This is a genomic window from Bacillus sp. NMCC4 (assembly GCF_002998555.1).
Classification (GTDB): domain Bacteria; phylum Bacillota; class Bacilli; order Bacillales; family Bacillaceae; genus Bacillus.
Window position 1 is genome coordinate 83,161 of the sequence record NZ_PVRA01000009.1, and the last position, 22,030, is coordinate 105,190.

Here is a 22,030-nt window from a genome sequence, read left to right on the forward strand (position 1 = left end):
TTTGGTGATCAAACTAACTGATTTTATGCACAAGTGGACTCGCTACAAAGGGGAGCTTCTTCTTTTTAACCAAAATCAACATTATTCTTTAACATAGCTAAATTAACAAGGGTGAGGGATATGAAATTTGTTTATTCGTTTCATCATTAAACCCCCTGTCTTATTTGTGTCACTATATCACGTTTGGTGCTCTTTTAAATCCTAAATTGCAATTATTTCCGATTCATGTTACAATAAGAATAATTATTTTTGTTCGGCGTAAAGGATAGCATGAAGAAAGACTTTTCGTCTTGAGGATACTTTGGGCAAGGATAGTATAATACATTGTGTGGTAAACGCACTAGGAGGCAACAAACATGGAACAAGGTACAGTAAAATGGTTTAACGCAGAAAAAGGTTTTGGATTTATCGAACGTGAAGAAGGCGACGATGTATTCGTACATTTCTCAGCTATCCAAGGTGACGGATTCAAATCTTTAGACGAAGGTCAAAAAGTAACATTTGACGTAGAGCAAGGTTCTCGTGGAGCTCAAGCTGCTAACGTTCAAAAAACTGCTTAATCTTCATTTTTAAAAACAGGTTCTCTGTAGAGAGCCTGTTTTTTTGTGTTTTTATTTATTTCTTCAATAAAAAACCCTACTCAGCGTACAAGTAGGGGGATGTTACAAGGTAATCGTAAAAAAATTCATGCTTCAAAGGTTTATCAACAGTATAGCATATTGGATTTACAATATGCGGAATTTGCCTAAATAAATTCTTTTTTCTTTCATAAGTTGAAGGGTGGATAGGTTCTTAGAGAACATGTATTCAAAAATGGTGAGGGATGCCCAAAAGAGCGGCAGAGTTCTTAACAGAAACTTTTTATTTGCTTTTCTGTAATCCCTTTGATGACTTCTAATTCACTTAGCAAAAATTCATGGGCATCATCTAGCATTTTCTTTTCACTTGCATTTAGTGCTTTCTCTTTCTTCATACGCATCAGGTCACGTACAACTTCAGCACCGTCTTGGATGCTACCCGTTTTTATTTTGTTTGTATTAATTGTATGCCGTTCTTTCCATGTCAGTATTTGATCTGATTTGCCATGCTGGAAAATGTGTATCACACTGTTTAATGCCAGTATATCTGTAACAGGTCTAATACGTGAACCCGACATTTTCCGTGTTGGAATCATCACTTTCATATGACTGATTGACATATTAATCACATAATACTGTTGTTTTTCATCAGAAAATTCTTTTTCTTCTATGGCTTCAATTATACCTGCTCCATGCATTGGATACACAATGTTATCACCAATTTGAAACATATCATCCACCTCCATATTAAGTACCTACTATAAGGGTACCACAAATCGATCCGAAATAATCAAATTTTTAATAATAACATGTTTATTTATTTTTTGTCAATAAATTTAGTTCTGAAAAAGAGAGATTTTTTTGAAGAAATTTTGGGTGTGATTGTTTTTTTATTATCCATGATTTTTGAACATATCCTCTAGAATCCTCGCTATAAGAAAAACAGGATATCCACCATTAAAAAAGACCAGCCATTGAGCTAGTCTTTCAAAATAGAATCCGATCATAATGTCGAAATATCAATGACAAACCGATAACGCACATCACTTTTCAGCACACGTTCATACGCTTCATCAACTTGACTTGCGTTGATCACTTCAATTTGTGGTGCGATATTGTGAGCAGCTGCAAAATCGAGCATTTCTTGTGTTTCTTGTATGCCTCCAACGAGTGAACCGGCAATGCTGCGACGGCCAGTAATCAATGAAAAGACGTGGAATTGATCTGGCTCAGGTGGTGCACCGACGTTCACCAAGGTTCCATCCACACGAAGTAGGGACAAATAGGCGTCTATATTGATATTGGCAGAGACTGTGTTGAGAATGAGGTCATACTGACCGGCTAGTGACTGAAAGGTATGAGGATCACTTGTAGCAAAATAATCCTTTGCACCAAATGACAGCGCCTCTTCTTTTTTATTCAAAGAGCGGCTCAATACCGTGACTTCAGCGCCAAGTGCACGTGCGAATTGAATGGCCACATGACCGAGTCCGCCCATCCCGACGATGGCAACTTTTTTACCTGGCCCTGCTTTCCAGTGCTTTAACGGTGAATAAGTTGTGATTCCAGCGCAGAGAAGAGGACTTGCGGCATCAAGGGATAGTTGATCTGGAATGCTGACGACAAAGCGCTCTGTCACGACAATCTTCTGACTATAGCCGCCGTAAGTCGGTTCCCCGTCATAATCGAGGTTATTATAGGTTTGGACGACCCCTTTCGTGCAATATTGCTCGTCTCCATTTTGGCAATATTCACAGGTGCCGCAGGAATCAACAAAGCAGCCAACACCTACACGGTCTCCGATCTGAAATTTCGTCACATCATCACCAACAGCGGCAACGACTCCAGTGATCTCATGACCCGGAACCATTGGGAAAATACCGCCGCCCCATTCATCAAAGGCACTGTGGATATCTGAATGACAGATCCCGCTAAATTGAATATCGATTAAAATATCATGTGGACGAAGCGCTCTTCGTTCAATGGTTGTCCGTTCAAAGCTCGCTTTTGCATGTGAAACACTTAAAACGTTTGAATGGTGCGTCTGACACATTCTTGATCATCCTTTCAAAAGTAAGATTCTTTACTTCTATACTGTACGTCTTAAAGTGAACTCTAAGTCAATAGAGAACCCTCTTCAAGCTTTTCAACATCCTTAAATAAAGAATTGAGCCAAAAGCATCTTGCGTTCTCTATCAAATTGGAGATGATGAGAAGAAGGAATTTCATAAGGTGAGAGAAGAAGAGAAGGGTGAAAACAATGAAAATAGCACAAGCCGCAAAGCAGCTCGATTTATCTACTGCTACGCTCAGATACTACGAGAATATTGGTTTAATTCGACCGATCCGGCGTGATGAAAACGGAGTTCGTGATTATGCTGAAGAGGATATTCAATGGATTGAATTTATCAAATGTATGAGAAATGCCGGTCTCTCAATTGATGCACTTCGAGAATATACGGCTTTATTTATCGAGGGCGAGGATCGTACCCTGTCCTCGCGGAAAAGTATTTTGGTCAATGAGAGAGAAAGACTTGTAGAAAAACAAAAGGAAATCGAAGAGACGATTAAGCGGTTAGATTACAAGATAGAAAGTTATGAAGATATTATCCACAGCTATGAACAAAAGCTAGTTCATCAACTAAAAACCAGCTCAATTTAAATGAAGAAAAACCTGTGACTTTTCACAGGTTTTGTGATGTGGTTATCTTTTTGTGTAACGCACCCAGTTATAATGTGCGTGGAGCGGTGTAACACCGTTATAGGAGCCGAGCCATTCATCGACACCTGCACCATTCCAGAGGTTCATCATAATCTTTCCTGGAGTTTGAGGGATTTGAGTAGTGGCAGTATGTTTTAATTGTCCATCTACATACCATTTAATCGAGTTAGGCTGCCAGTCAAATGCATACGTGTGATAAGAGTTTGCTGCATCAAAACCAAGGTTGACGATCTTTTCATGATTTCCTACACCATTGGTATAGTAGTTAAACTGAACCTTTGTCGTATCTTTTCCAAGAAATTCGATGTCAATTTCATCCCAAGGTGTACCATCAGTCGGTCCTGTATAAGTAAAGAACGAAGACACGATCCCAACATTTTTGGCTGGTTTCATGCTGACTTCATAAAGCCCGTAGCCATATGTTTGAGTGGAACGGTTTTCTCCGCAGTCAAACTTATTATAGGAGGGACTTGTGAGCGATAATCGCATTTCACCTAATGACGTCATGGAGACATTATTTGCACGCCACGTACAGTTAAACATGTTTCCATTCGAGTACCCATCGGCTTTTTGCCATAACCCCGTATTATAGTTGTTAAAAGGCTCGTAAAACGACTCGCCTGTTTGTGCCGAGGCACCCGCAGTAAATGTGGACAAACTCAAGACTAATCCAGTGACAAGCAGCATCAACATTCGTTTCAAACGGTAAGACATGTAGGCATTCCCCTCTCCTTTTTTGAAAGCGTTTTCTTAATTGATCATACATGATTCTCTCAAAATGGAAAATCGGTCTAATATATGATATTAAAGAGGATTTTTTGCTAGATTCTTCTCTTATTTCATAGGAAGTTACTAAAGAAAATGGTATAAACAGCAAAAGATCATCAAAAACTCATTCGTTAAAATTGAGTTTTTGATCTTTTTCATGCCATTTAATAAAGAATGATTGACAAAGCGGACAGTTGTCCGTAAGATAATATCGGGACAATTGTCCTAATGAGAATCAAAAGAGATGAGATTTAACACATAGAGATAAGTGCAATATGGATGAAGGTAAAGAAGGTGAGGCATCATGGAAAAGGATATTGGAAAGGAAATTGAAGAGGTCGCTTTTTCTTTGTTTCAGGAATTTGGCGTGGAAAATGTCAGCATGCATAAAATTGCCAAAACAGCTGGTGTTGGGCAGGGCACTCTTTACCGCCGCTATGCCAATAAAAGTGATTTGTGCCTTTCTATCCTTGGAGAAAGATTTGAACAACTGATCCCTGCGTTGCATCTTTACTTGAGCAAAATCAGTGACCAGCCGGTTCGTGAACGTTTGCGTTATGTGCTCGAAGAAATTCATCTCATCGTCGGTCATCATTTAGACTGGATTCGGATGCTTACAATCTCTGGGAATTTAGAACAGACAAGTAAAGTGTATGATTGTCATTACAGTCAATCGCTTAAACAAATCATTCGTGATTTGCTGGAGGAAGCAGAAGAAAAAGGGGAAGCGAACATACAGGATATTGAGCTGACGACATTATGTATGTCCTCTCCGATGACGCCTGAACTGATGTTTTATATTTGTGAATCTGGTTATTCAATCGAAAAAATCGCTCAATTCGCTGCAGAGAAACAGATTTTATCTGTTTTCAATAGACATTGAAGTGGCTCATTTCTGACCAGCCTGACTTCCTATGATTGATCTAAATTGAAAAAGAAAAGGAGCCAACCTACTATGAACAAACAGCAAGCAGCAGCTTCTCATATTCGAACGCTGCCCATTATTATCTCATTTATTACAGCTGGTTTTATTGGCTTGTTCAGTGAAACAGCACTAAATATGGCGCTGAGAAGCTTAACGTTAGACTTTGGTATTGAAGCAACGACAGCTCAGTGGCTGACAACAGGATATTTATTAACACTTGGTATTCTCGTACCAATTTCAGGACTCATTCTTCAGTGGTTTACAACAAGACAGCTTTTCATTACGTCGCTCATCTTTTCGATCATTGGAACATTTATTGCGGCGGTTGCGCCAGTCTTTAGTATTTTAATGGTGGCACGTGTCGTACAGGCAGTCGGTACAGCATTGCTTCTTCCATTGATGTTCAATACGATTTTGGTGATCATCCCGCCTCATAAACGAGGCAGATCAATGGGGATTATAGGTCTTGTGATCATGTTTGCACCAGCTGTTGGTCCAACAGTCTCTGGTCTTATTTTGAAATCGCTGACTTGGCATTGGATTTTCTGGATTTCACTTCCGTTATTAATAGCTGCACTCGTCTTTGGTTTTATCTTTATGCAAAATATTACGGAGCCAACAAGACCAAAAATCGACATTTTATCGATTGTGCTTTCAACCATTGGTTTCGGAGGAATTGTGTATGGCTTTAGCAGTGCCGGTGAAGGCGGCGGCTGGAGCAGTATGCATGTTATCGTTGCAATTGTAGTAGGTGTCATTGGGATTCTTGTATTCTCTCTCAGACAGTTGAATATGAAGGAACCGATGTTGAACTTAAGTCCGTTTAAATATCCGATGTTTGTCATTGGGTTACTGCTGATCTTAGTGTGTATGATGGTGATGCTGTCTGCTATGATGATTTTGCCATTGTATCTGCAAACATCCTTGGCACTAACGACATTTACAGCAGGTTTAATGCTATTGCCTGGTGGAATTATCAACGGTCTGCTATCTCCAATCATGGGTGGGCTATTTGATAAGTTTGGACCAAAATGGCTTGTGATTCCAGGGCTTGTCATTGTCGCAGCGACGATGTTTGGCTTCACGAATTTAAGTGTGAATACATCGATTGGATACATTGTGACCCTTCATATTACGTTAATGGTCGGAATTGCGATGATCATGATGCCTGCACAAACAAATGGATTAAATCAGCTGCCGCCAGAGCTATATCCGCATGGTACAGCGATTATGAATACATTGCAGCAGGTGTCAGGAGCTATTGGTACTGCGGTCGGTATTTCGATCCTTTCATCAGGGACCCGCAGCTTTATGGAAAATGTGGCTGATCCCGCAAATCCGATGAACCAGCTGCTCGCCTTTACAAATGGCGTCCAGCATGCATTTATCTTTGCTGTGATCATGACCGTCATTGGTTTGATCATCGCTTTCTTCATTAAACGAGTGAAAGTAGAACAGCAAGTTTCATAAAATAGATGAAAAGCACTGAGGACCTAGCGCCGCAGTGCTTTTTTGAATTGCCCAATGCTTGTTTCAAAGAGAGCGAAAATGGGGAGATAGATAAAAAGTGAACCAATGAGAATGTGCTGCTGATTCAGTAGAAGGAAAAGAGGAAAAAGGAACGAATGAGTTAGAAGAAATGAATAAGATAGGAGACTGAGATCATGAACTTAGAAGAACAAATCAAAATCGCTGCGTCATTACGTCAACCAGCTGAAGGTTCATTACCGAGTCAATCGGAACTAAAACCAGTCCATCCTCCTGAAGTAAACAAAATGGAATATGACATTCCAACAAGTGCTGGCGAAACAAAGGTATGGGTATTTAAGCCGGTCAACACATCAAAGCAGCCGCTTCCTGTTTTTGTGAATTTACATGGCGGAGGATTTATCCTAGGCAGTGCTGAAATGGATAACCACTGGTGTCCGGTCATTGCAGACCGAGCGCAATGTATCGTCGTCAATGTGGAGTATCAGCTTGCCCCAGAGCACCCTTTCCCGGCCGCTCTTCATGAATGCTACGATGTGCTGAAGTGGCTGTATGAACACCCTGATGAGCTTCAAATAGATCCCAAAGCAATAGCCATTGGCGGACATAGCGCAGGAGGAAACTTGGCAACGGCTGCTTGTCTCTTAAATATTCAAAAAGGGAACAAACTCCCGATTGTCTATCAAGTGCTTGATTATCCGCCGCTTGATTTAGCCACTGATCCAGCACAAAAACCAACGTTTGAAGAAGCGATCCCAGTTGAAATGGCGAGACTCTTTAATGCCTTCTATCTGCAAGGCCAAGATCCGCACAATCCGCTCGTTTCTCCGATCTTTGCCGATCGTTCATCCTTGGCACAAATGCCACCAGCTCTCGTTATCACAGCTGAAAGAGATTCGCTAGCTCAAGAAGCCGAACAATATGCGGAGAAGTTAAAAGAAGCAGGGGTAGATGTCAAGTACAGACAGTTTAAAGGAGTCCCTCACGCCTTCACGCATGCCGGAGATTTAGCAATAGCTGAAGAGGCTTGGCATCTGATGAGTGATCAATTGAAGAAGGCATTTGAATAAGATAAGAACAGTGATGTAAAAGCACAGAACCCAGCGGGTCTGTGCTTTTATTGTTGTTAAGTGAATGAAAAAGATCAGATATCTGCCTTCATTGTCGATATAATAGAAAGAATAGAAGACGACTTAAAAAAGGAGCGAATCTAATGGAAAAAGAGAAACTACAGGCATTTTGTCTTTCTTTAAAAGGAGTAACCCATGATTATCAGCCAGAATGGCAGGCAGATCGTTATCATATTGGTGGAAAGATGTTTGCTATGATGGGCGGAGATGCGAATCGAAAACCTGTCATCACTTTAAAATGTGACCCTCAACGTGCTGAAGAACTAAGAGAGGCGCATGAGGGGATTATTCCGGGCTATTATATGAATAAGACTCATTGGAATTCGATTTACCTTGATGCGGACATTCCATCTTCATTTGTAGAGGAGTTAATCGAACATTCCTACCAATTGGTTTTTCAGAAATTAACAAAAAAATCTCAACATGACATCCTCCAACATGATGAATGAAGTGAGACAAGTTAATAAACCCTGTGATTCTCTTCAAAATTGACTAGAGCGAAGTGCTGTCGTTATAATTTAACCAGTTAGAAGACGTTAATAGGGGGATATAATTGAGCTATACAGTCATTACAGGAGCAAGTTCAGGTATTGGGTATGAGGCGGCGCTAGCCTTTGCAGCACGAGGCAAAAACCTTATTTTAGCTGCACGCCGGCTCGAGAAACTCCAAGAACTGAAGAAAGAGATTCTTGATCAATATCCCGAGATCAAAGTAAACATACAGTCTGTCGATTTAACCGACATGGAGCAAGTGTATTCATTTTATGAATCGTTGGCTGAATATGAGCTTGACACCTTCATTAATAATGCAGGGTTTGGCCATTTCGGTTCAATAGGAGAACAGGATGTAAGTAAAATTGGGGATATGCTTCATCTGAATATCGAAGCCTTAACGATTTTATCCACTTTATTTGTTCGTGATTATGAGCAAGTAGAAGGGGCTCAGCTGATCAACATTTCTTCAAGAGCGGGCTATACAGTCGTCGGCAATGCCGTCACCTATTCAGCCACGAAGTTTTACGTGAGTGCCTTTACAGAAGGACTGGCACTAGAGTTGAAAGAAAAAGGAGCTAACTTACAGGCAAAAGTATTAGCGCCTTCCGCGACAGAATCAGAATTTGCAAAGCGTTCATTAGATGTAGACCAATTTGAATATGAAGGCAATATCAAGAAATATCATACATCAAAAGAAATGGCAGGTTGTCTGCTCGAGCTTTATGATCATGAAAAAACAGTCGGTATTGTTGACGGCAAGACATTCGACTTTGAATTGAAAGACCCGATTTTTTCACATGCAAGTCCAAGTATGAAATAGAAATGACACATCACTGAGGGCAGATTTCCTCGGTGATTTTTTTATGGCATGACTGACTGTGTGGTAACCACATGGTTTAGAATGTGTACACAAGGAGGGAATCTAGTGACGTATGTAACAAGTGGAGAAGTATGTAAGCTATTAAACATCACAAAGTATACGCTTCGTCATTATATAGAACAGGATCTCGTACGCCCTGCGAAGGTCGCTCAAAATGGATACCAATTATTTGATGAAAAAGAGATTTACACCCTTTATCAAATCCTCTTCTTAAAAAAGGCGGGCTTCTCTTTAAAAGATATAAGCGAGACCTTTTTGAATGAACAAAGTATCACTCTGTCCTACCAAGAAATGCTGGATCAGGTCGAGAAGCAAATACAGGAACTAAGCGAAGTGAAACAGCGTCTGGAGCATATGCTGTCGATTCAAAACAGCCTTCAGCTTAATAAAACAACCATCCAAGATCGGCCAATTCGGTATTTAAAACAGATCCCGCATCATCTTCTAAAGGGTGAAACAGAGCTGGACTTTAAACAAATCGTTCATCAAAAGGAGCTGGATTTGTCTCTTTTTGAGGAGAGATATTATGTGATCAATCTGCAAGATGACACAACAATTTCTTATTATGTATCAAATGAACGTGATTATGATGTGAGACTGGATGCAGGTTCTTACGCGGTCAAAAGCTTTTTAGCTGGAGATGAAGAGAAGGTCATTGAAGAAATTGAGGCTTTTCTACATGAAGTACCTTTTACACAAGAGAGTGCACAACCTTCTTCTATCATCTTATATGAGAATGTACCAGTCTCTGTCACGTACCAAAATTCAATGGTGTACACAGTTGAACAAGGAGCGGGGAATAGAAGATGAAAAAAAGGATTTGGCTGATCATCGCAGCAGCAGTACTCATTTTCATCGCAGCATTTGTAGTTTATGAAAACAGCTTTGCTATGAATGAAAAGGAAGTCGTCATTGAGACTGAAAATGGGACATTATCAGGTATCGTGACCACGCCTAAGAAAGCGCCAATCAAAGGAGTTGTGCTTTTTGTACACGGGGATGGTCCTCAAAATGCCACATATGACGGAGGATACAGACCCTTAATGGAACGCTTTGCAAAGCAAGGCTATGCATCTATATCATGGGATAAGCCCGGGGTGGGTCAATCAGAAGGAAATTGGCTCCATCAATCCATGGAGGATCGTGCAAAAGAAGTAGACAATGTGATCAAATGGGCGAAAAAAGAGCCTGATCTTCAATCAAAACAAATCATCTTATGGGGAGCAAGCCAAGCAGGCTGGGTGATCCCAAAAGTAATGGCTGATCGAACAGATATCACAGCCTCCATTCTTGTCGGGCCTGCTGTCAATTGGATGAGACAGGGAAGGTACTATACACTTCAAACATTAAAAGAAGCGGATGCATCTAAAGAACAAATTCAAAAAACACTCAAAAAAGAAGATGAGCAAAACAAATTATTAGTAGAAGGCGCAGCATTTCGCACATATCAAAAGAAAACGGACGATCAAGAGATGACAAAAGATCGATTTGAATTCATTCAAAAGAACATGAAAGCCGATGCCACTTCAGATATCAAGTGCATCCAATCACCGACCTATTTGGTTTTGGCGCAGAATGACCGAAATGTAGATTCTGCTGAAACAAAAAGGATCTACGAAAAAGAAGTAGCACCTAAATGGTTGCATGTTCAAACAATTAGAGGCGTAGAGCATTCAATGCTGAATCCGCTCATTCATCATTCAAATACCCTGGTCACATTAGCAGCGATCGCCGCACCGAAAGACTTCCTGCTTAGCCAAGCGTACTTGGATCACTGTGAAAACATACTAGAGCAGCTAAAAACACCTTTGCATTAGGTGTTTTTTTCATGCGTTCTTTGATAAAACAAAGAATCAAAGATCCAGTAGATGAGACTGCTCATGATGACGATAGGCACAGATGCCGAGCTCCCAATACCATCAATGACAAAAAGCATGACAACCATTGCAATCAGTAAATAAGCGGCTAAATAAAGAGGATGGAAAGCCTTTGGTTGCAAAGAAAACAACAACTGCAAAGGAACCGCAAAAACGAAATAATAAACAAAAAAGATGGGAATGTAAAATACCAGGAACGCAGGCTCTCCCTGAATCGGTGGATAGAAGCATACGAACAGACTGAGTAAAATCGAACTAAGGAATAGTGTTATTAGGATTTTGTGAAATGATTGAAGCATTTGCAATACGTATACTCCTTTTTTGTAAAATTTACTATATTTTATCATAAATTGATGATCTAGTATTGTTTACTTTTATTGATTGAACAACCTCAATATCTCCTCTTTTAAAAGTAAAGTTAGGTATTTAGATGTAAATAAATGATTGTGATAATGACCATTTTTCCTTTATTTGGTTCTGTATCTTTCGCCTCATGCCGATGAATGAAGGAATGGTATAAAGTAAACCCTATAGAAAGAGATCTAGCTTTGAATCCATCACATTTAAGAAGAGAGATGATCGAATGAACGTAACAAAATGGTTAGGTGCTGTCCTTCTTTCTGTTTTATTACTGTCGACAGCAGCTTGTGCCAATACAAGTACCCAAGAGAAAAATCAAAGCGAAAAAGAAAGCGCAACTAATCAATCAAAGGACAAAACGACAGCCGTAGAAACAGGGAATAAGTCCTTATCTAATATTAAGGTATTAGCGACAGGCGGGACGATTGCTGGCAGTTCGAACAGTGATACAGATACGACAGGATATAAATCCGGTTCACTTGGCATCGATAAAGTCATTGCTTCAGTTCCTCAGCTAAAGGATATTGCAAACGTTACCGGTGAGCAGGTAGCGAATGTTGGCAGTGAAAATGTTGATAATGCCCTTCTTTTAAAATTAGCCAAACGAGTGAATCAACTCTTAAATGATGATCAGGTGGATGGCATAGTCATCACGCATGGAACAGACACACTTGAAGAAACAGCTTACTTTCTACATCTGGTTGTCAAAAGTGATAAGCCAGTTGTGGTCGTTGGCTCAATGAGACCAGCGTCTGCTATCAGTGCGGATGGTCCGCTGAACTTGTATCATGCTGTCAAAATTGCCTCTATAAAAGAAGCAAAGGGCAAAGGTGTCATGGTCACGTTAAATGACCGAATTGCATCAGCTCGATTTATTTCAAAGACAAACACGACCACAACCGATTCCTTCAAGTCTCTTGAGCATGGCTACATTGGAGAAATTGCTGGTGAAGTGGTTTCCTTCTATAACGAATCAACAAGAAAACATACGACTGAAAGTGAATTTGATGTATCAAAAATAAAAGAATTACCGCAAGTTGATATTTTATACGGCTATCAAAATGATCATAAATACATGTATGATGCAGCAGTAAAAGCAGGAGCGAAAGGCATTGTCGTTGCCGCAGCAGGAAATGGAACGATGTCAACAGAAGCCATCAAAGGGGCAACAGATGCAGTGAAGAAAGATGTGGTCCTCGTGAGATCAAGCCGTGCGGGAAATGGAATTGTGACCCACGAAAAAATGGATGATGAACATCACTTTGTGTCATCGGATTCATTAAATCCACAAAAAGCACGCATTCTGCTTATGCTCGCTCTAACGAAGACAAAAGATCCAGATAAAGTACAGACATATTATGAAAAATATTAATGAAGAAAGGGACCCGAAGTTTCGGGTCTTTTTTTATGCATGTTCCTGATGATACTTTTCAGCACGTGTTTTTAAAGAGAGTAAAATATCTCGCCATATATCGTCTACATCTGTAAGAAAATGTCCCGCTTGATCTATATAATAGGTTTTGACGTTTGGAATCGTTGGAGCCACTTTTTCTATTTCTACAAATGGAGCCATCGTATCCTCTTTTCCATGCCATACATCAACAGGAATTTGTATATCTTTCATATCGAATGCCCATGGCTGCGAGAGCAAATATGGTTCATGAATACATTCATCCACCGATTGACGAGTGGCTTCGTGTAAATGCATCATCATCATCTCGAGCTGCTCATCGGTTTGAAGGAATTGACGGTCCCATGGATGTAAATGTTTGTTCCCATTTTTGGCCAGTTTCTTAAATTTCTCTGGTTTTTTCTCAATCATTTTTTTCTGGGAACGATAGCTTGCTTTCAATAGCCAAGGGAACTTCTTACTGAGGAAAAAAGCCAATTTGTTCTCTTTCAGCATACTTTTAGGCGGTTTTCCGTCCTGAAAAGGAGTTGTACTTGAGATCAAAGCGGCTGAAAGGACTCGATTCGGCAATTGGTAGGCACAGCCAGCAGCGAATGCGCCGCCTCCAGATACACCCATCACTGAAAAATGGTGAATGCCTAGATGATCTGCTACTTCCAGCACGTCTTTTGCCCAGTCTAAAATCGTACGGTCAGGTTGAGGGGTAGATAAACCAAATCCAGGTCTGTCTAGACAGATGAGGCGAACACCGAGCTCTTTAGAGATTGGGTCATCATCTAAAAACATGACTCTTGATCCAGGTGTTCCGTGAAAAAAGAATACTGGAAACCCTTCAAGATCACCGTATTCACACAAACCAATATGACGTCCATCTTGTAAATGAATCCTACCCATATTTTCATCCCCTTAATAGTTTATCTAGCTTAAATGTTGATGGGAGAAACACCGAATTAAGGCGCTTCTTTTGCAATCTGATAGATTTTTTCGTATAGAGATAATAATGTTTTTAAATCTTCTTTTGGAAGCCTTGCATAGTATTTTTGAATAAGGTGCAATTGAATTTCTTCCGTATTCTTGTGATAGTCATGACCCTTTTGAGCAAAATCAACAATGATTTCTCTTCGGTTATGTGGATTAATTTCTCGTTTGACATAGCCAAGCTGCTCAAGCTTTGATACAAGCTGGCTAGCGGCACTTGCCGAAATTGAAAAGTAATCAGCTAGTTCGTTGATTGTTCTCGTTTTTGTCCGTAATAATTCAAGTGTCAGCTCTTGTTTGGCTGATAAATCTGCATACTCATGTTTTAAAAATCGTTGATACTCTTCTACATAGATAGAGCCTAGTGCATTTGAGTATTCAATGATTTTTTTACCGTAATGAATGATTTCCTCATCCAATGACATCACCTCTATTCTATTATAGGCAATCCTTATTGTTAAGTGAAGTTAAATATTAAGAATTATTAAACGATGAGAGGGCATAAATGACCGTATTGTTTGTTTTCACATGATTCACTCCTTATGAATTCGATGACTTTTTCATTGTATTTTGAAAAAGATCCATTTATAATAAAAAAATAAACCAACTGGTCGGTTTTGATTTGTCCTTGCAAAGAAAAGCAAGGTAGAAGGGATTGTGAAAGATGACAAGTACACAAAGCGGGGCTGGAAAGAGCGAGAAGACGAAGCAAAAAATCGTCACCGCTTCTCGTGATTTATTTGCGAAAAAAGGATATTCAGAAACATCCGTGCGGGATATTCTAGAGGCTGCTGAGGTTAGTAAAGGCAATCTCTATCACCATTTTAAAGGAAAAGAGTTCTTGTTCCTTCATATCATGGAAGAGGATCACCGTTTGATGATGGAGACGTGGCATCAGGAGAAACAAACGATGCACCGGGCCATTGATAAGCTCGCCGGATTTGCAGAGCTGCTCAGTCAAATGGGGATTAACTACCCATTAATGAGAGCGAGTGAGGAATTCTGTGCAAGTGCCTTTACATCAGACGAGGTCATGGAACGGCTGAACAAGATTGATGCCGATTTTGATGATGTGATGAGAGACATCTTACTTGAAGGAAACGAAGATGGCAGCTGGTCAATTCAGCATGTGGAGTCAAAAGTGAAAATATTACTTTCCGTTTTTTACGGATTAGACGTGTTATATAAAAGTGACACCATCCAACAGAAGAAAGAGTTACAAAAAGAGGCGATCTCATTGTTTATTCACGGAATCAACCATCATGAGTAACAAGTGAGTCAGTAAAGGAGAAACAAACATCATGCAAAAACCGATTCGTGAGCAAAAAGCTGTACTCGTTATTTTATTAAGTAATATATTTATTGCGTTTTTAGGCATCGGTCTCATCATTCCTGTCATGCCGCTATTCATGAATGTAATGCATCTAACAGGGAGTACGATGGGATACCTTGTGGCGGCATTTGCCGTGGCTCAGCTCATTGCTTCACCTATTGCAGGGAGATGGGTAGACCGCTACGGAAGAAAGATTATGATTGTGTCAGGACTGTTTCTATTTGCGTTATCAGAACTCGTCTTCGGTCTTGGGACACACGTGTATGTGCTGTATTTTGCAAGGCTGCTAGGCGGCATTAGTGCGGCATTTATCATGCCGGCTGTCACTGCTTATGTCGCAGATATCACGACCGTTCAAGAAAGATCAAAGGCAATGGGCTATGTGTCAGCGGCCATTAGTACCGGTTTTATTATTGGCCCGGGCATTGGCGGATTTATCGCAGAATATGGCGTACGCCTGCCATTCTTCTTTGCAGCAGGGATTGCGTTTATTGCCGTCATTTCGTCTATGTTTATGCTGAAGGAGCCATTAACAAAAGAAGAGCGAGCGAAACAAATGGGTCAAGTGAAGGAATCTACTTTCTTTAAAGATTTGAAAAAATCGATTCATCCAAGCTATCTCATCGCCTTTATCATTGTGTTTGTCCTCGCTTTTGGACTATCTGCGTATGAAACAGTCTTTAGCTTGTTTACAAATCATAAGTTTGGATTTGGACCAAAAGATATTGCCGTCATCATTACCGTCAGCTCGATTGTGGCGGTCATCATCCAAGTACTTGTGTTTGGTAAACTGGTTAATGCCCTAGGGGAGAAAAGAGTCATTCAGCTATGCCTGATTGTCGGAGCGGTCCTTGCTTTCGTTTCGACAGTCGTTTCAGGCTTTTTGGTTGTACTGATTGTCACATGTGTCATTTTCCTTGCGTTTGATTTATTGCGACCAGCATTAACGACCTTCTTATCCAAAATCGCTGGAAACCAGCAAGGATTTGTCGCAGGGATGAACTCCACCTACACAAGCCTAGGTACGATTTTCGGCCCAGCACTTGGCGGCATTTTATTCGATCAAAATATACATTTCCCATTTCTATTCGCAGGTGTTGTCTTATTTCTCGGATTAGGCTTAACCCTTATTTGGAAGGGGAAGGCAGAAGAGCCTGCGGCAGAATAACAGACAAGAGACCTTTATTGAGGTCTCTTTTTTTATGACTGTGGCTTCAGACGATTCAATGCCTGTGCCATTTTTTGATTTTGATGCTTTTTGTAAAACAGAAAGGCGATGATATGACCAGTCAGTGTCAGAAAGGCAATGCCGTTGAAATAAGGCATAATCAATTGCAGTAAAGCAGTCGAATATAACGCGGCCGCCCCTAATTGAAAGGCTAAATTGATGGCGGTGGAGATGAGAATGTTGACAGGTGCAGGGATGGTAAAGTAGTTCCACAGTTAAGGGTAAAAAGAGTCACTGCATGCGCGCAGCTTTTTATTTATAATGGAAGGAAAGAACATGTTCGTGAAAGGAGGGAGCACTTTGCATCTCTTGGAGAAGCAAAGGTCACCATCGATGAAAGAAGGAATTCGTCAGATCGACCCGGCATATCCAGTGTTTGTAGATGCGGTCATGGATGGTTTCATACAAGGGCATCTTTATGTAGATGATGTAGAGCACCCTCTTGTTTTTTTTCTTGAAGCTGCATGCGGCATTTATTATGTTGCAGGCAAGAGAGAAGCGGAGCTGTCACGCTGCTTGGCCTTCATTGTGGATGTTTACGAAAGACAGAGAAGACAAAACGGCCGGTTTACCGTATTTTCAGCGAATCAATCAACAGATGTGATGATGAAAAAATGTCTTGGTTCACATCTAAATGAGATGGAAAGACATGCGTACGTTTTTCCGCAGGCACATTCTTATGTCCATGTGCCTCATCCGGGCTATAGAGTAGAGCGGACAAATGAACAGGTGATCAATGCAAGCAGGGCTTTTCCTCCTAGCTATTACGAAGCCTATTGGGGGAGAGCGGCTTGCTTTCTATCAAAAGGAATCGGAGTGGCCATCTTAGATGGAGAGAACGTGGTGAGTGAATGTGTCTCCATTTTTTCAAGTGAAGATCGTGTGGAGATCGATATTTGGACAGAAGAAGCCTGCCGGGGGAAAGGTTTGGCGCAGCTGGCAGGTCAGCAGATGATCAGGAGCTGTCTTGAAAATAAGAGGACACCGCATTGGGATTGCGATGTCCATCACCTAGCTTCGATCAAACTGGCAGAGAAGCTAGGCTTTCAGCGGACAAAAACCTATCGAGTGTTTTATGGCTCATGATGAGAAGGTTTTGAGATACCAAGCATCCATCGCAGAATGCTCAGAGCCATCAATCGGTTCAGAGAGAAGAGAAAAGCCATATCGCTGATAAAGGCCGGTGGCTGCAGTTAATTCCTGGCGGGTTTCTAAATAACATGCTTCGTAGTATGTAGAGGCATATTGCAGCGCCGTATCCATCAGTTTTTTGCCCGCACCTTTTCCTTGTGCTTTTGGACTTAAATAAAGCTTTTGTAATTCACAGATGTCGTTTGTAAATGGAGCAATGCCTACGCCGCCTACAATGTCACCATTCTCTTCAGCAATCCAATAGGCTGCATGAGTCAATGATTGATAGTATTCGAAAAGCTGGTCAAGGTGGGGATCAGTGTAGGCGGTTCCTTCAATCGCCAAATTCGCCGATTCTAGTGACTGGCGGATAATCGCTGCGATATACGGATTGTCTTTTTGCTCAATGGGTCTAATGATCATTGGTAGTACCTCCATTGTTATAAGATAAAAAAGAGAATGGGAGTGAAATAACATGTTTTGGCTGCAAAGCGCTATTTTTACAATCGTTGTATTGTGTCTCTCATGGTGGGCAGGGAAAAGACGCAGACACCGTCATGCGGGGCTAATCCTCCCTATATGCTTCATTCTATTTGGATTGGTTTTATTGATATCCAGTTTCTTCATTGGCAGATGGGAAGGCATGGCGCTTAGTATATCAAGCATCTCTATCGTTCTCTCTTCCATGATTTGTTTGACCATCGTCACAGCGATTCAATTTTTTAAAAAAGATGACCCTTCTTAAGCGGGGGCATCTCCACTGTTCATCTGATTGTATTCTTCACGAAGGATGCCCATGATGATCACATCTGAGTAGGTACCATTGAAATAGAGTGCTTGGCGTCTTTTCCCTTCATATTGAAATCCGGCTTTCTCATAGCTTCTGAAGGCTCTTGGATTATGGGAAAAGACTTCGAGTTCAAGACGATTGAGTTCTAATGTATCAAAGGCGAATGCTTGAACCATCCGGACAGCTTCTGTACCATAGCCCTTTTGGAAATGTTCTGGTCCATGAAGCGCAATGCGGAAGCTTGCCGTATGATTAATTGGATCAATGTCCACAATCGCCGCATCCCCAATCATTTCTTTCGTGTCTAGCAGACAAATGGCGAAATCTCGTCTGCTGTCATCTTGTAAAAATCGGGTATAGGCTGAACGAATCTCTTCTAGTGTGAACGTTTTGCGTGTGCCAGTCATATAAAGAGTTTCTGCATGCTGGCATCCTCTTTGAATACCAGGATAATCCTGCTCTTCGATCGGTCTCAAAAATAAGCGGGTCATGACGGATCACCCTCCTCTATATATCGAGAAATTTCAATTAAATTCAGATCAGGATCACGGATATAAACAGATTCAATCGGACCTAATGTACCTGTGCGCCTGACTGGCCCTTCTTCAATAGGAACCACTTGCTTGCGGAGGTGCAGCAGCAGACTATCCATATCTAAATCGGTGATAAAGCACAAATCACTAGAGCCAGGAAGTGGGTGAGCCGCTGCCCGCTCAAATTCATGACCAGCTTCATGAAGGTTGATCTTCTGTAAACCAAAACGAAGCGCTTTACGGCCTTCTCCAAAGGTTTCTTCCTTCATTCCTAATACGTTTGTATAAAAGCGAATGGTGTCCTCCATATGTTGTACAGTCAACACGATATGATCAAGTCGTCGTATCATCAGTCTCTCCTCCAAGTATGATCATTGATTGAACTGACTTTATTATATCATTACCTGAAGAGGATACCTTATTGAATCACGGTGTTGAAGACATGAAAATGGAAGATGGCAAACCCTTGTATCCTTTGTCTTTCCTTTCTGATACAATGGGGATAGAATATATGTTCTTATTTAGGGTAAGGAGTGATGGGATTGAGTCAGAAAAGGAAGCTGCTTTTTTATGGGGCGATGAGTATCGATGGCTATTTAGCGAGAGAGGATCACCGGCTCGATTGGCTAATAGGGACAGAGGGTGAAGAAGATACGAACTATGATGACTTTTATGCGTCAGTTGATACGCTGATCATGGGGCGCAATACATATGAACAGGTTCTTCAGCTGTCACCAGATGAGTTTCCGTATGAAGGAAAGACTTGTTATATCATGTCACGTACTTTACAAGACAGTCTGAAAGGAACTCATATCATTCGAGAAGATATCTTATCATTTGTGAAAAAATTAAAAGATGTACCAGGTCAGCATATCTGGATTGTCGGCGGCGGGGAACTGCTTCAGTCTTTCATAAAAGCAGGATTGGTTGATGAGCTTTACCTTCAAATCGCACCTGTCATGATTGGGAGAGGCATTCCTCTGTTTTCCCCAGCGGATATGGAATCCAGGTTTTCATTAAAAGAAGTACGACAATACAAGCAGATAGCTGAAATGCATTTTGTCTTAAAAGAAGAGGATCACTGACCTGAGGTGGTCTTTTTTTTATGAAACAAACTCGTTGACAATAAAATATCCTAGTGTTAGGATAAATTTATCCTAGTTTTAGGATTTCTTGAAAAAAGGAGTAGTTGCCATGGTGCAGCATGAATATGAATTAGACTTAAGGCTATTCCGCGTGTGGATGAAAGCCTATCAAGCTCTTTTTACAAATATCCAAACAGACATTGAACGTTATGATATCGGATTTGAAAACTTTCAGATCCTTGAATTGCTCTATAGTAAGGGGCCGCATCCTGTCCAAAAAATCAGCGACATCCTGTCAATCCCAAGTGGAAGCATGACATATGTCGTGAACAAACTAGAAAAACAAGAGCTGGTGAAAAGGCAATGTGCACCCTCTGATAAACGTGTATTTCATGTATTGCTGACGGAAAAAGGAAAGCAATTGTTTGACGACATTTTTCCTAAACACACTGCTGTCATTTCGCAAAATCTATCCTTTATTGAAAAAGAAGAAAAAGAACGGCTCATTGAATTACTAAAAAAAATCGGTTTAGGTGCAAAACAACTTCACGAAAAGGGGAAACAAGATGACACTCAGCTTTGATACATTGGTACGTGAAAGACGATCCGCATCAAACTTTTTGCCAAATATCTCGATTTCGAGAGAAGAGCTTAACAGCATTTTTGAAGAGGTCAAAATGGCACCATCTGCTTTTAACTTACAGCACACACAATATGTCGTCGTCCAAACAGAAGGTCTCAAAGAACAAGTAAGAGAAGCTGCATTTGGACAATATAAAGTGCATTCCGCCTCAGCAGCAATTATTGTACTTGGAGACCCAAATGCTTATCAGCAAGCGGGGAACATCTATGAAGGTCTGAAAATGCTTGGCATTTTAAACACGCAGCAATACGAAGAAATGGTCAGAGAGACGATGAGCTTTTATGAACAGAGAGGAGCGGATTTTCAGAAAGAAGAGGCGATCCGCAATGCTTCATTATCTGCGATGCTGTTTATGCTCGCCGCCAAAAACAAGGGATGGGACACGTGCCCAATGATCGGTTTTGACCCTGAAGCAATGAAAAAGGTGTTGAACATCGATTCGGATTTGGTTCCTGTGTTAATGATCACACTCGGAAAAGAAAAAGTAGAGAGCAGACAAGCGAGAGGCTACCGAAAGCCTGTCTCTGAATTTGTGACATATTTATAAGATAGGGGGTTCCACTCATGGAACTAGGAATTAGTACATTTGTAGAAACAACACCTGATTTTCAAACAGGAAAAACAGTCAGTCACGCACAGCGTATTCGAGAAGTAGTCGAAGAAATTATTTTAGCAGATCAAGTCGGCCTTGATGTATTTGGAGTGGGTGAGCATCATCGACAAGATTTCGCTGCATCGAATCCAGCTGTCGTCTTAGCGGCTGCGGCAACACAAACAAAGAATATCCGCCTGACAAGTGCAGTGACAGTCCTTTCATCAGCAGATCCTGTTCGTGTCTTTCAGGATTTTGCAACATTAGATGGACTATCCAACGGGCGTGCAGAGATCATGGCAGGCCGTGGTTCATTTATTGAATCATTCCCGCTCTTTGGCTATGACCTGAATGATTATGAAGAATTATTTGAAGAAAAGCTTGATTTGCTGCTCAAATTACAGCAGTCCGAGCGTGTCAAATGGAGCGGAAAGCATCGCCCATCTATTCAAGATGTTGGGGTATATCCAAGACCCGTTCAAGATCCGCTTCCAATTTGGATCGGCAGTGGGGGAAACCGTGAATCTGTTGTACGTGCTGGATTATTGGGGCTGCCGCTAGTACTTGCTATCATTGGCGGGAGTCCTAGACAGTTCGCACCGCTTGTACAGCTGTACAAGCAAGCGGCAGTGCACGCTGGACATGACCCAGAGAAATTAACCGTAGCGTCACATTCGCATGGATTTGTTGCGGAAGAAACAGATCTTGCAGCAGACCAATTCTTCCCTTCCACACAGCATGTGATGAACACATTAGCAAGAGAGCGAGGCTGGGGTCCATATACTCGTTCTACATTTGATGCAGCGAGAACGTTAGAAGGCGCCCTGTATGTAGGAGATCCAGATGCAGTGGCAGAGAAAGTGATTCACCTTAGAAAAAATGTAGGAATCACGCGTTTTATGCTTCATGTACCGGTTGGTTCCATGCCGCATGATCAAGTATTAAAAGCCATTGAGTTATTTGGAAAAGAAGTCGCTCCTAAAGTAAGAGAAGAGATTGCCCGCTGGGAAGCAGAGCAAGCATAACGAAAAAGGTCGATCAAGCCTATGCACTTGATCGACCTTTTTGATGCTTAAGGATCAA

At 41.1% G+C, this 22,030-nt stretch carries 27 protein-coding genes; 18 read left to right on the forward strand and 9 right to left on the reverse strand.

What is annotated here, in order from left to right; translation table 11 throughout:
• Positions 1–356 precede the first annotated feature (356 nt).
• Positions 357–560: a cold-shock protein gene (locus tag C6Y02_RS16060; protein WP_003214229.1), complete on the forward strand. Its 204-nt coding sequence runs from the start codon at positions 357–359 to the stop codon at positions 558–560.
• Between the two features lie 287 nt (positions 561–847).
• Here C6Y02_RS16060 and C6Y02_RS16065 read toward each other — a convergent pair whose 3' ends face one another.
• The gene (locus C6Y02_RS16065) at positions 848–1,309 is read right to left on the reverse strand and encodes a CarD family transcriptional regulator (RefSeq protein WP_095286254.1); all 462 of its coding nucleotides are present in this window, start codon (positions 1,307–1,309) and stop codon (positions 848–850) included.
• 272 nt (positions 1,310–1,581) lie between these two features.
• Positions 1,582–2,631: an NAD(P)-dependent alcohol dehydrogenase gene (locus C6Y02_RS16070; protein WP_034666054.1), complete on the reverse strand. Its 1,050-nt coding sequence runs from the start codon at positions 2,629–2,631 to the stop codon at positions 1,582–1,584.
• Positions 2,632–2,838: 207 nt separating this feature from the next.
• Here C6Y02_RS16070 and C6Y02_RS16075 point away from each other — a divergent pair, with 207 nt between their 5' ends.
• A complete protein-coding gene (locus C6Y02_RS16075; RefSeq protein WP_060595605.1) occupies positions 2,839–3,240 on the forward strand; it encodes a MerR family transcriptional regulator in 402 nt (133 codons plus the stop codon).
• Positions 3,241–3,282: 42 nt separating this feature from the next.
• Here the strand turns inward: C6Y02_RS16075 and bglS are convergent, their stop codons facing one another.
• Entirely contained in the window at positions 3,283–4,014 is a 732-nt protein-coding gene (gene bglS / locus C6Y02_RS16080) for a beta-glucanase (protein WP_106031687.1), read from the reverse strand.
• A gap of 358 nt (positions 4,015–4,372) precedes the next feature.
• Between bglS and C6Y02_RS16085 the strand changes: the two genes are divergently transcribed.
• The 7 genes from C6Y02_RS16085 to C6Y02_RS16115 all read left to right on the forward strand — a co-directional run bounded on the left by C6Y02_RS16085 (position 4,373) and on the right by C6Y02_RS16115 (position 10,803).
• Entirely contained in the window at positions 4,373–4,951 is a 579-nt protein-coding gene (locus C6Y02_RS16085; protein WP_034666049.1) for a TetR/AcrR family transcriptional regulator, read from the forward strand.
• Between the two features lie 72 nt (positions 4,952–5,023).
• Positions 5,024–6,463 (forward strand): DHA2 family efflux MFS transporter permease subunit, encoded by a 1,440-nt coding sequence (locus C6Y02_RS16090; protein WP_034666046.1) that lies wholly within the window; start codon positions 5,024–5,026, stop codon positions 6,461–6,463.
• A gap of 194 nt (positions 6,464–6,657) precedes the next feature.
• Positions 6,658–7,551, forward strand: a complete 894-nt coding sequence (locus tag C6Y02_RS16095) for an alpha/beta hydrolase (protein ID WP_106031688.1) — start codon at positions 6,658–6,660, stop codon at positions 7,549–7,551.
• Between the two features lie 143 nt (positions 7,552–7,694).
• A complete protein-coding gene (locus tag C6Y02_RS16100) occupies positions 7,695–8,060 on the forward strand; it encodes an MmcQ/YjbR family DNA-binding protein (RefSeq protein ID WP_106031689.1) in 366 nt (121 codons plus the stop codon).
• A 104-nt stretch (positions 8,061–8,164) separates the two neighbouring features.
• A complete protein-coding gene (locus C6Y02_RS16105; RefSeq protein WP_106031690.1) occupies positions 8,165–8,926 on the forward strand; it encodes an SDR family NAD(P)-dependent oxidoreductase in 762 nt (253 codons plus the stop codon).
• Positions 8,927–9,031: 105 nt separating this feature from the next.
• Entirely contained in the window at positions 9,032–9,796 is a 765-nt protein-coding gene (locus C6Y02_RS16110; protein ID WP_189313036.1) for a MerR family transcriptional regulator, read from the forward strand.
• Complete coding sequence (locus C6Y02_RS16115) at positions 9,793–10,803, forward strand: alpha/beta hydrolase family protein (RefSeq protein WP_106031692.1); 1,011 nt, start codon at positions 9,793–9,795, stop codon at positions 10,801–10,803. The genes C6Y02_RS16110 and C6Y02_RS16115 overlap by 4 nt, the downstream gene beginning before the upstream one ends.
• On the opposite strand, the gene C6Y02_RS19765 is transcribed toward C6Y02_RS16115, so the two are convergent.
• The gene (locus C6Y02_RS19765) at positions 10,800–10,985 is read right to left on the reverse strand and encodes a hypothetical protein (RefSeq protein ID WP_248065149.1); all 186 of its coding nucleotides are present in this window, start codon (positions 10,983–10,985) and stop codon (positions 10,800–10,802) included. The two genes, C6Y02_RS16115 and C6Y02_RS19765, sit on opposite strands and share 4 nt — an antisense overlap.
• A 461-nt stretch (positions 10,986–11,446) precedes the next feature.
• On the opposite strand from C6Y02_RS19765, the gene C6Y02_RS16125 reads away from it, so the two are divergent.
• Positions 11,447–12,595 (forward strand): type II asparaginase, encoded by a 1,149-nt coding sequence (locus C6Y02_RS16125; protein ID WP_106031694.1) that lies wholly within the window; start codon positions 11,447–11,449, stop codon positions 12,593–12,595.
• A gap of 33 nt (positions 12,596–12,628) precedes the next feature.
• On the opposite strand, the gene C6Y02_RS16130 is transcribed toward C6Y02_RS16125, so the two are convergent.
• Complete coding sequence (locus tag C6Y02_RS16130) at positions 12,629–13,528, reverse strand: alpha/beta fold hydrolase (protein ID WP_106031695.1); 900 nt, start codon at positions 13,526–13,528, stop codon at positions 12,629–12,631.
• Positions 13,529–13,584: 56 nt separating this feature from the next.
• Positions 13,585–14,037: a MarR family winged helix-turn-helix transcriptional regulator gene (locus C6Y02_RS16135; RefSeq protein WP_060595615.1), complete on the reverse strand. Its 453-nt coding sequence runs from the start codon at positions 14,035–14,037 to the stop codon at positions 13,585–13,587.
• 239 nt (positions 14,038–14,276) lie between these two features.
• On the opposite strand from C6Y02_RS16135, the gene C6Y02_RS16140 reads away from it, so the two are divergent.
• The 3 genes from C6Y02_RS16140 (at position 14,277) to C6Y02_RS16155 (ending at position 17,259) form a co-directional block, all read left to right on the forward strand.
• Positions 14,277–14,882: a TetR/AcrR family transcriptional regulator gene (locus C6Y02_RS16140; protein ID WP_060595616.1), complete on the forward strand. Its 606-nt coding sequence runs from the start codon at positions 14,277–14,279 to the stop codon at positions 14,880–14,882.
• Between the two features lie 31 nt (positions 14,883–14,913).
• Positions 14,914–16,113, forward strand: coding sequence for an MFS transporter (locus C6Y02_RS16145; RefSeq protein WP_060595617.1), 1,200 nt, complete (start codon positions 14,914–14,916; stop codon positions 16,111–16,113).
• 360 nt (positions 16,114–16,473) lie between these two features.
• Positions 16,474–17,259 (forward strand): GNAT family N-acetyltransferase, encoded by a 786-nt coding sequence (locus C6Y02_RS16155; protein WP_106031696.1) that lies wholly within the window; start codon positions 16,474–16,476, stop codon positions 17,257–17,259.
• On the opposite strand, the gene C6Y02_RS16160 is transcribed toward C6Y02_RS16155, so the two are convergent.
• Complete coding sequence (locus tag C6Y02_RS16160; protein WP_106031697.1) at positions 17,254–17,727, reverse strand: GNAT family N-acetyltransferase; 474 nt, start codon at positions 17,725–17,727, stop codon at positions 17,254–17,256. The two genes, C6Y02_RS16155 and C6Y02_RS16160, sit on opposite strands and share 6 nt — an antisense overlap.
• A gap of 52 nt (positions 17,728–17,779) precedes the next feature.
• Here C6Y02_RS16160 and C6Y02_RS16165 point away from each other — a divergent pair, with 52 nt between their 5' ends.
• Positions 17,780–18,049: a YesK-like family protein gene (locus C6Y02_RS16165; protein ID WP_106031698.1), complete on the forward strand. Its 270-nt coding sequence runs from the start codon at positions 17,780–17,782 to the stop codon at positions 18,047–18,049.
• Here C6Y02_RS16165 and C6Y02_RS16170 read toward each other — a convergent pair.
• Together C6Y02_RS16170 and C6Y02_RS16175 are read right to left on the reverse strand one after the other, a co-directional pair.
• Positions 18,046–18,585 carry a GNAT family N-acetyltransferase gene (locus C6Y02_RS16170; RefSeq protein WP_034666010.1) on the reverse strand — a complete coding sequence of 180 codons (540 nt, stop codon included), beginning with the start codon at positions 18,583–18,585 and terminating at the stop codon, positions 18,046–18,048. The two genes, C6Y02_RS16165 and C6Y02_RS16170, sit on opposite strands and share 4 nt — an antisense overlap.
• Entirely contained in the window at positions 18,582–18,977 is a 396-nt protein-coding gene (locus C6Y02_RS16175; RefSeq protein ID WP_034666005.1) for a VOC family protein, read from the reverse strand. The genes C6Y02_RS16170 and C6Y02_RS16175 overlap by 4 nt, the downstream gene beginning before the upstream one ends.
• Before the next feature lie 192 nt (positions 18,978–19,169).
• Between C6Y02_RS16175 and C6Y02_RS16180 the strand changes: the two genes are divergently transcribed.
• The 4 genes from C6Y02_RS16180 (at position 19,170) to C6Y02_RS16195 (ending at position 21,972) form a co-directional block, all read left to right on the forward strand.
• Positions 19,170–19,712, forward strand: a complete 543-nt coding sequence (locus tag C6Y02_RS16180) for a dihydrofolate reductase family protein (protein WP_106031699.1) — start codon at positions 19,170–19,172, stop codon at positions 19,710–19,712.
• A 109-nt stretch (positions 19,713–19,821) separates the two neighbouring features.
• Positions 19,822–20,295, forward strand: coding sequence for a MarR family winged helix-turn-helix transcriptional regulator (locus tag C6Y02_RS16185; RefSeq protein WP_106031700.1), 474 nt, complete (start codon positions 19,822–19,824; stop codon positions 20,293–20,295).
• Positions 20,279–20,902: a nitroreductase family protein gene (locus C6Y02_RS16190; RefSeq protein ID WP_106031701.1), complete on the forward strand. Its 624-nt coding sequence runs from the start codon at positions 20,279–20,281 to the stop codon at positions 20,900–20,902. Before C6Y02_RS16185 ends, C6Y02_RS16190 begins: the two co-directional genes overlap by 17 nt.
• A 17-nt stretch (positions 20,903–20,919) precedes the next feature.
• Positions 20,920–21,972, forward strand: coding sequence for an LLM class flavin-dependent oxidoreductase (locus C6Y02_RS16195; protein WP_106031702.1), 1,053 nt, complete (start codon positions 20,920–20,922; stop codon positions 21,970–21,972).
• Positions 21,973–22,030: the final 58 nt, after the last annotated feature.

Excerpts from the sequence above, each read along its gene's own strand:
- C6Y02_RS16060 (WP_003214229.1), top strand. The coding sequence starts at position 357 with ATGGAACAAGGTACAGTAAAATGGTTTAACGCAGAAAAAGGTTTTGGA.
- C6Y02_RS16065 (WP_095286254.1), bottom strand. The coding sequence starts at position 1,309 with ATGTTTCAAATTGGTGATAACATTGTGTATCCAATGCATGGAGCAGGT.
- C6Y02_RS16070 (WP_034666054.1), bottom strand. The coding sequence starts at position 2,631 with ATGTGTCAGACGCACCATTCAAACGTTTTAAGTGTTTCACATGCAAAA.
- C6Y02_RS16075 (WP_060595605.1), top strand. The coding sequence starts at position 2,839 with ATGAAAATAGCACAAGCCGCAAAGCAGCTCGATTTATCTACTGCTACG.
- bglS (WP_106031687.1), bottom strand. The coding sequence starts at position 4,014 with ATGTCTTACCGTTTGAAACGAATGTTGATGCTGCTTGTCACTGGATTA.
- C6Y02_RS16085 (WP_034666049.1), top strand. The coding sequence starts at position 4,373 with ATGGAAAAGGATATTGGAAAGGAAATTGAAGAGGTCGCTTTTTCTTTG.
- C6Y02_RS16090 (WP_034666046.1), top strand. The coding sequence starts at position 5,024 with ATGAACAAACAGCAAGCAGCAGCTTCTCATATTCGAACGCTGCCCATT.
- C6Y02_RS16095 (WP_106031688.1), top strand. The coding sequence starts at position 6,658 with ATGAACTTAGAAGAACAAATCAAAATCGCTGCGTCATTACGTCAACCA.
- C6Y02_RS16100 (WP_106031689.1), top strand. The coding sequence starts at position 7,695 with ATGGAAAAAGAGAAACTACAGGCATTTTGTCTTTCTTTAAAAGGAGTA.
- C6Y02_RS16115 (WP_106031692.1), top strand. The coding sequence starts at position 9,793 with ATGAAAAAAAGGATTTGGCTGATCATCGCAGCAGCAGTACTCATTTTC.
- C6Y02_RS16125 (WP_106031694.1), top strand. The coding sequence starts at position 11,447 with ATGAACGTAACAAAATGGTTAGGTGCTGTCCTTCTTTCTGTTTTATTA.
- C6Y02_RS16130 (WP_106031695.1), bottom strand. The coding sequence starts at position 13,528 with ATGGGTAGGATTCATTTACAAGATGGACGTCATATTGGTTTGTGTGAA.
- C6Y02_RS16135 (WP_060595615.1), bottom strand. The coding sequence starts at position 14,037 with ATGTCATTGGATGAGGAAATCATTCATTACGGTAAAAAAATCATTGAA.
- C6Y02_RS16140 (WP_060595616.1), top strand. The coding sequence starts at position 14,277 with ATGACAAGTACACAAAGCGGGGCTGGAAAGAGCGAGAAGACGAAGCAA.
- C6Y02_RS16145 (WP_060595617.1), top strand. The coding sequence starts at position 14,914 with ATGCAAAAACCGATTCGTGAGCAAAAAGCTGTACTCGTTATTTTATTA.
- C6Y02_RS16160 (WP_106031697.1), bottom strand. The coding sequence starts at position 17,727 with ATGATCATTAGACCCATTGAGCAAAAAGACAATCCGTATATCGCAGCG.
- C6Y02_RS16165 (WP_106031698.1), top strand. The coding sequence starts at position 17,780 with ATGTTTTGGCTGCAAAGCGCTATTTTTACAATCGTTGTATTGTGTCTC.
- C6Y02_RS16170 (WP_034666010.1), bottom strand. The coding sequence starts at position 18,585 with ATGACCCGCTTATTTTTGAGACCGATCGAAGAGCAGGATTATCCTGGT.
- C6Y02_RS16175 (WP_034666005.1), bottom strand. The coding sequence starts at position 18,977 with ATGATACGACGACTTGATCATATCGTGTTGACTGTACAACATATGGAG.
- C6Y02_RS16185 (WP_106031700.1), top strand. The coding sequence starts at position 19,822 with ATGGTGCAGCATGAATATGAATTAGACTTAAGGCTATTCCGCGTGTGG.
- C6Y02_RS16190 (WP_106031701.1), top strand. The coding sequence starts at position 20,279 with ATGACACTCAGCTTTGATACATTGGTACGTGAAAGACGATCCGCATCA.
- C6Y02_RS16195 (WP_106031702.1), top strand. The coding sequence starts at position 20,920 with ATGGAACTAGGAATTAGTACATTTGTAGAAACAACACCTGATTTTCAA.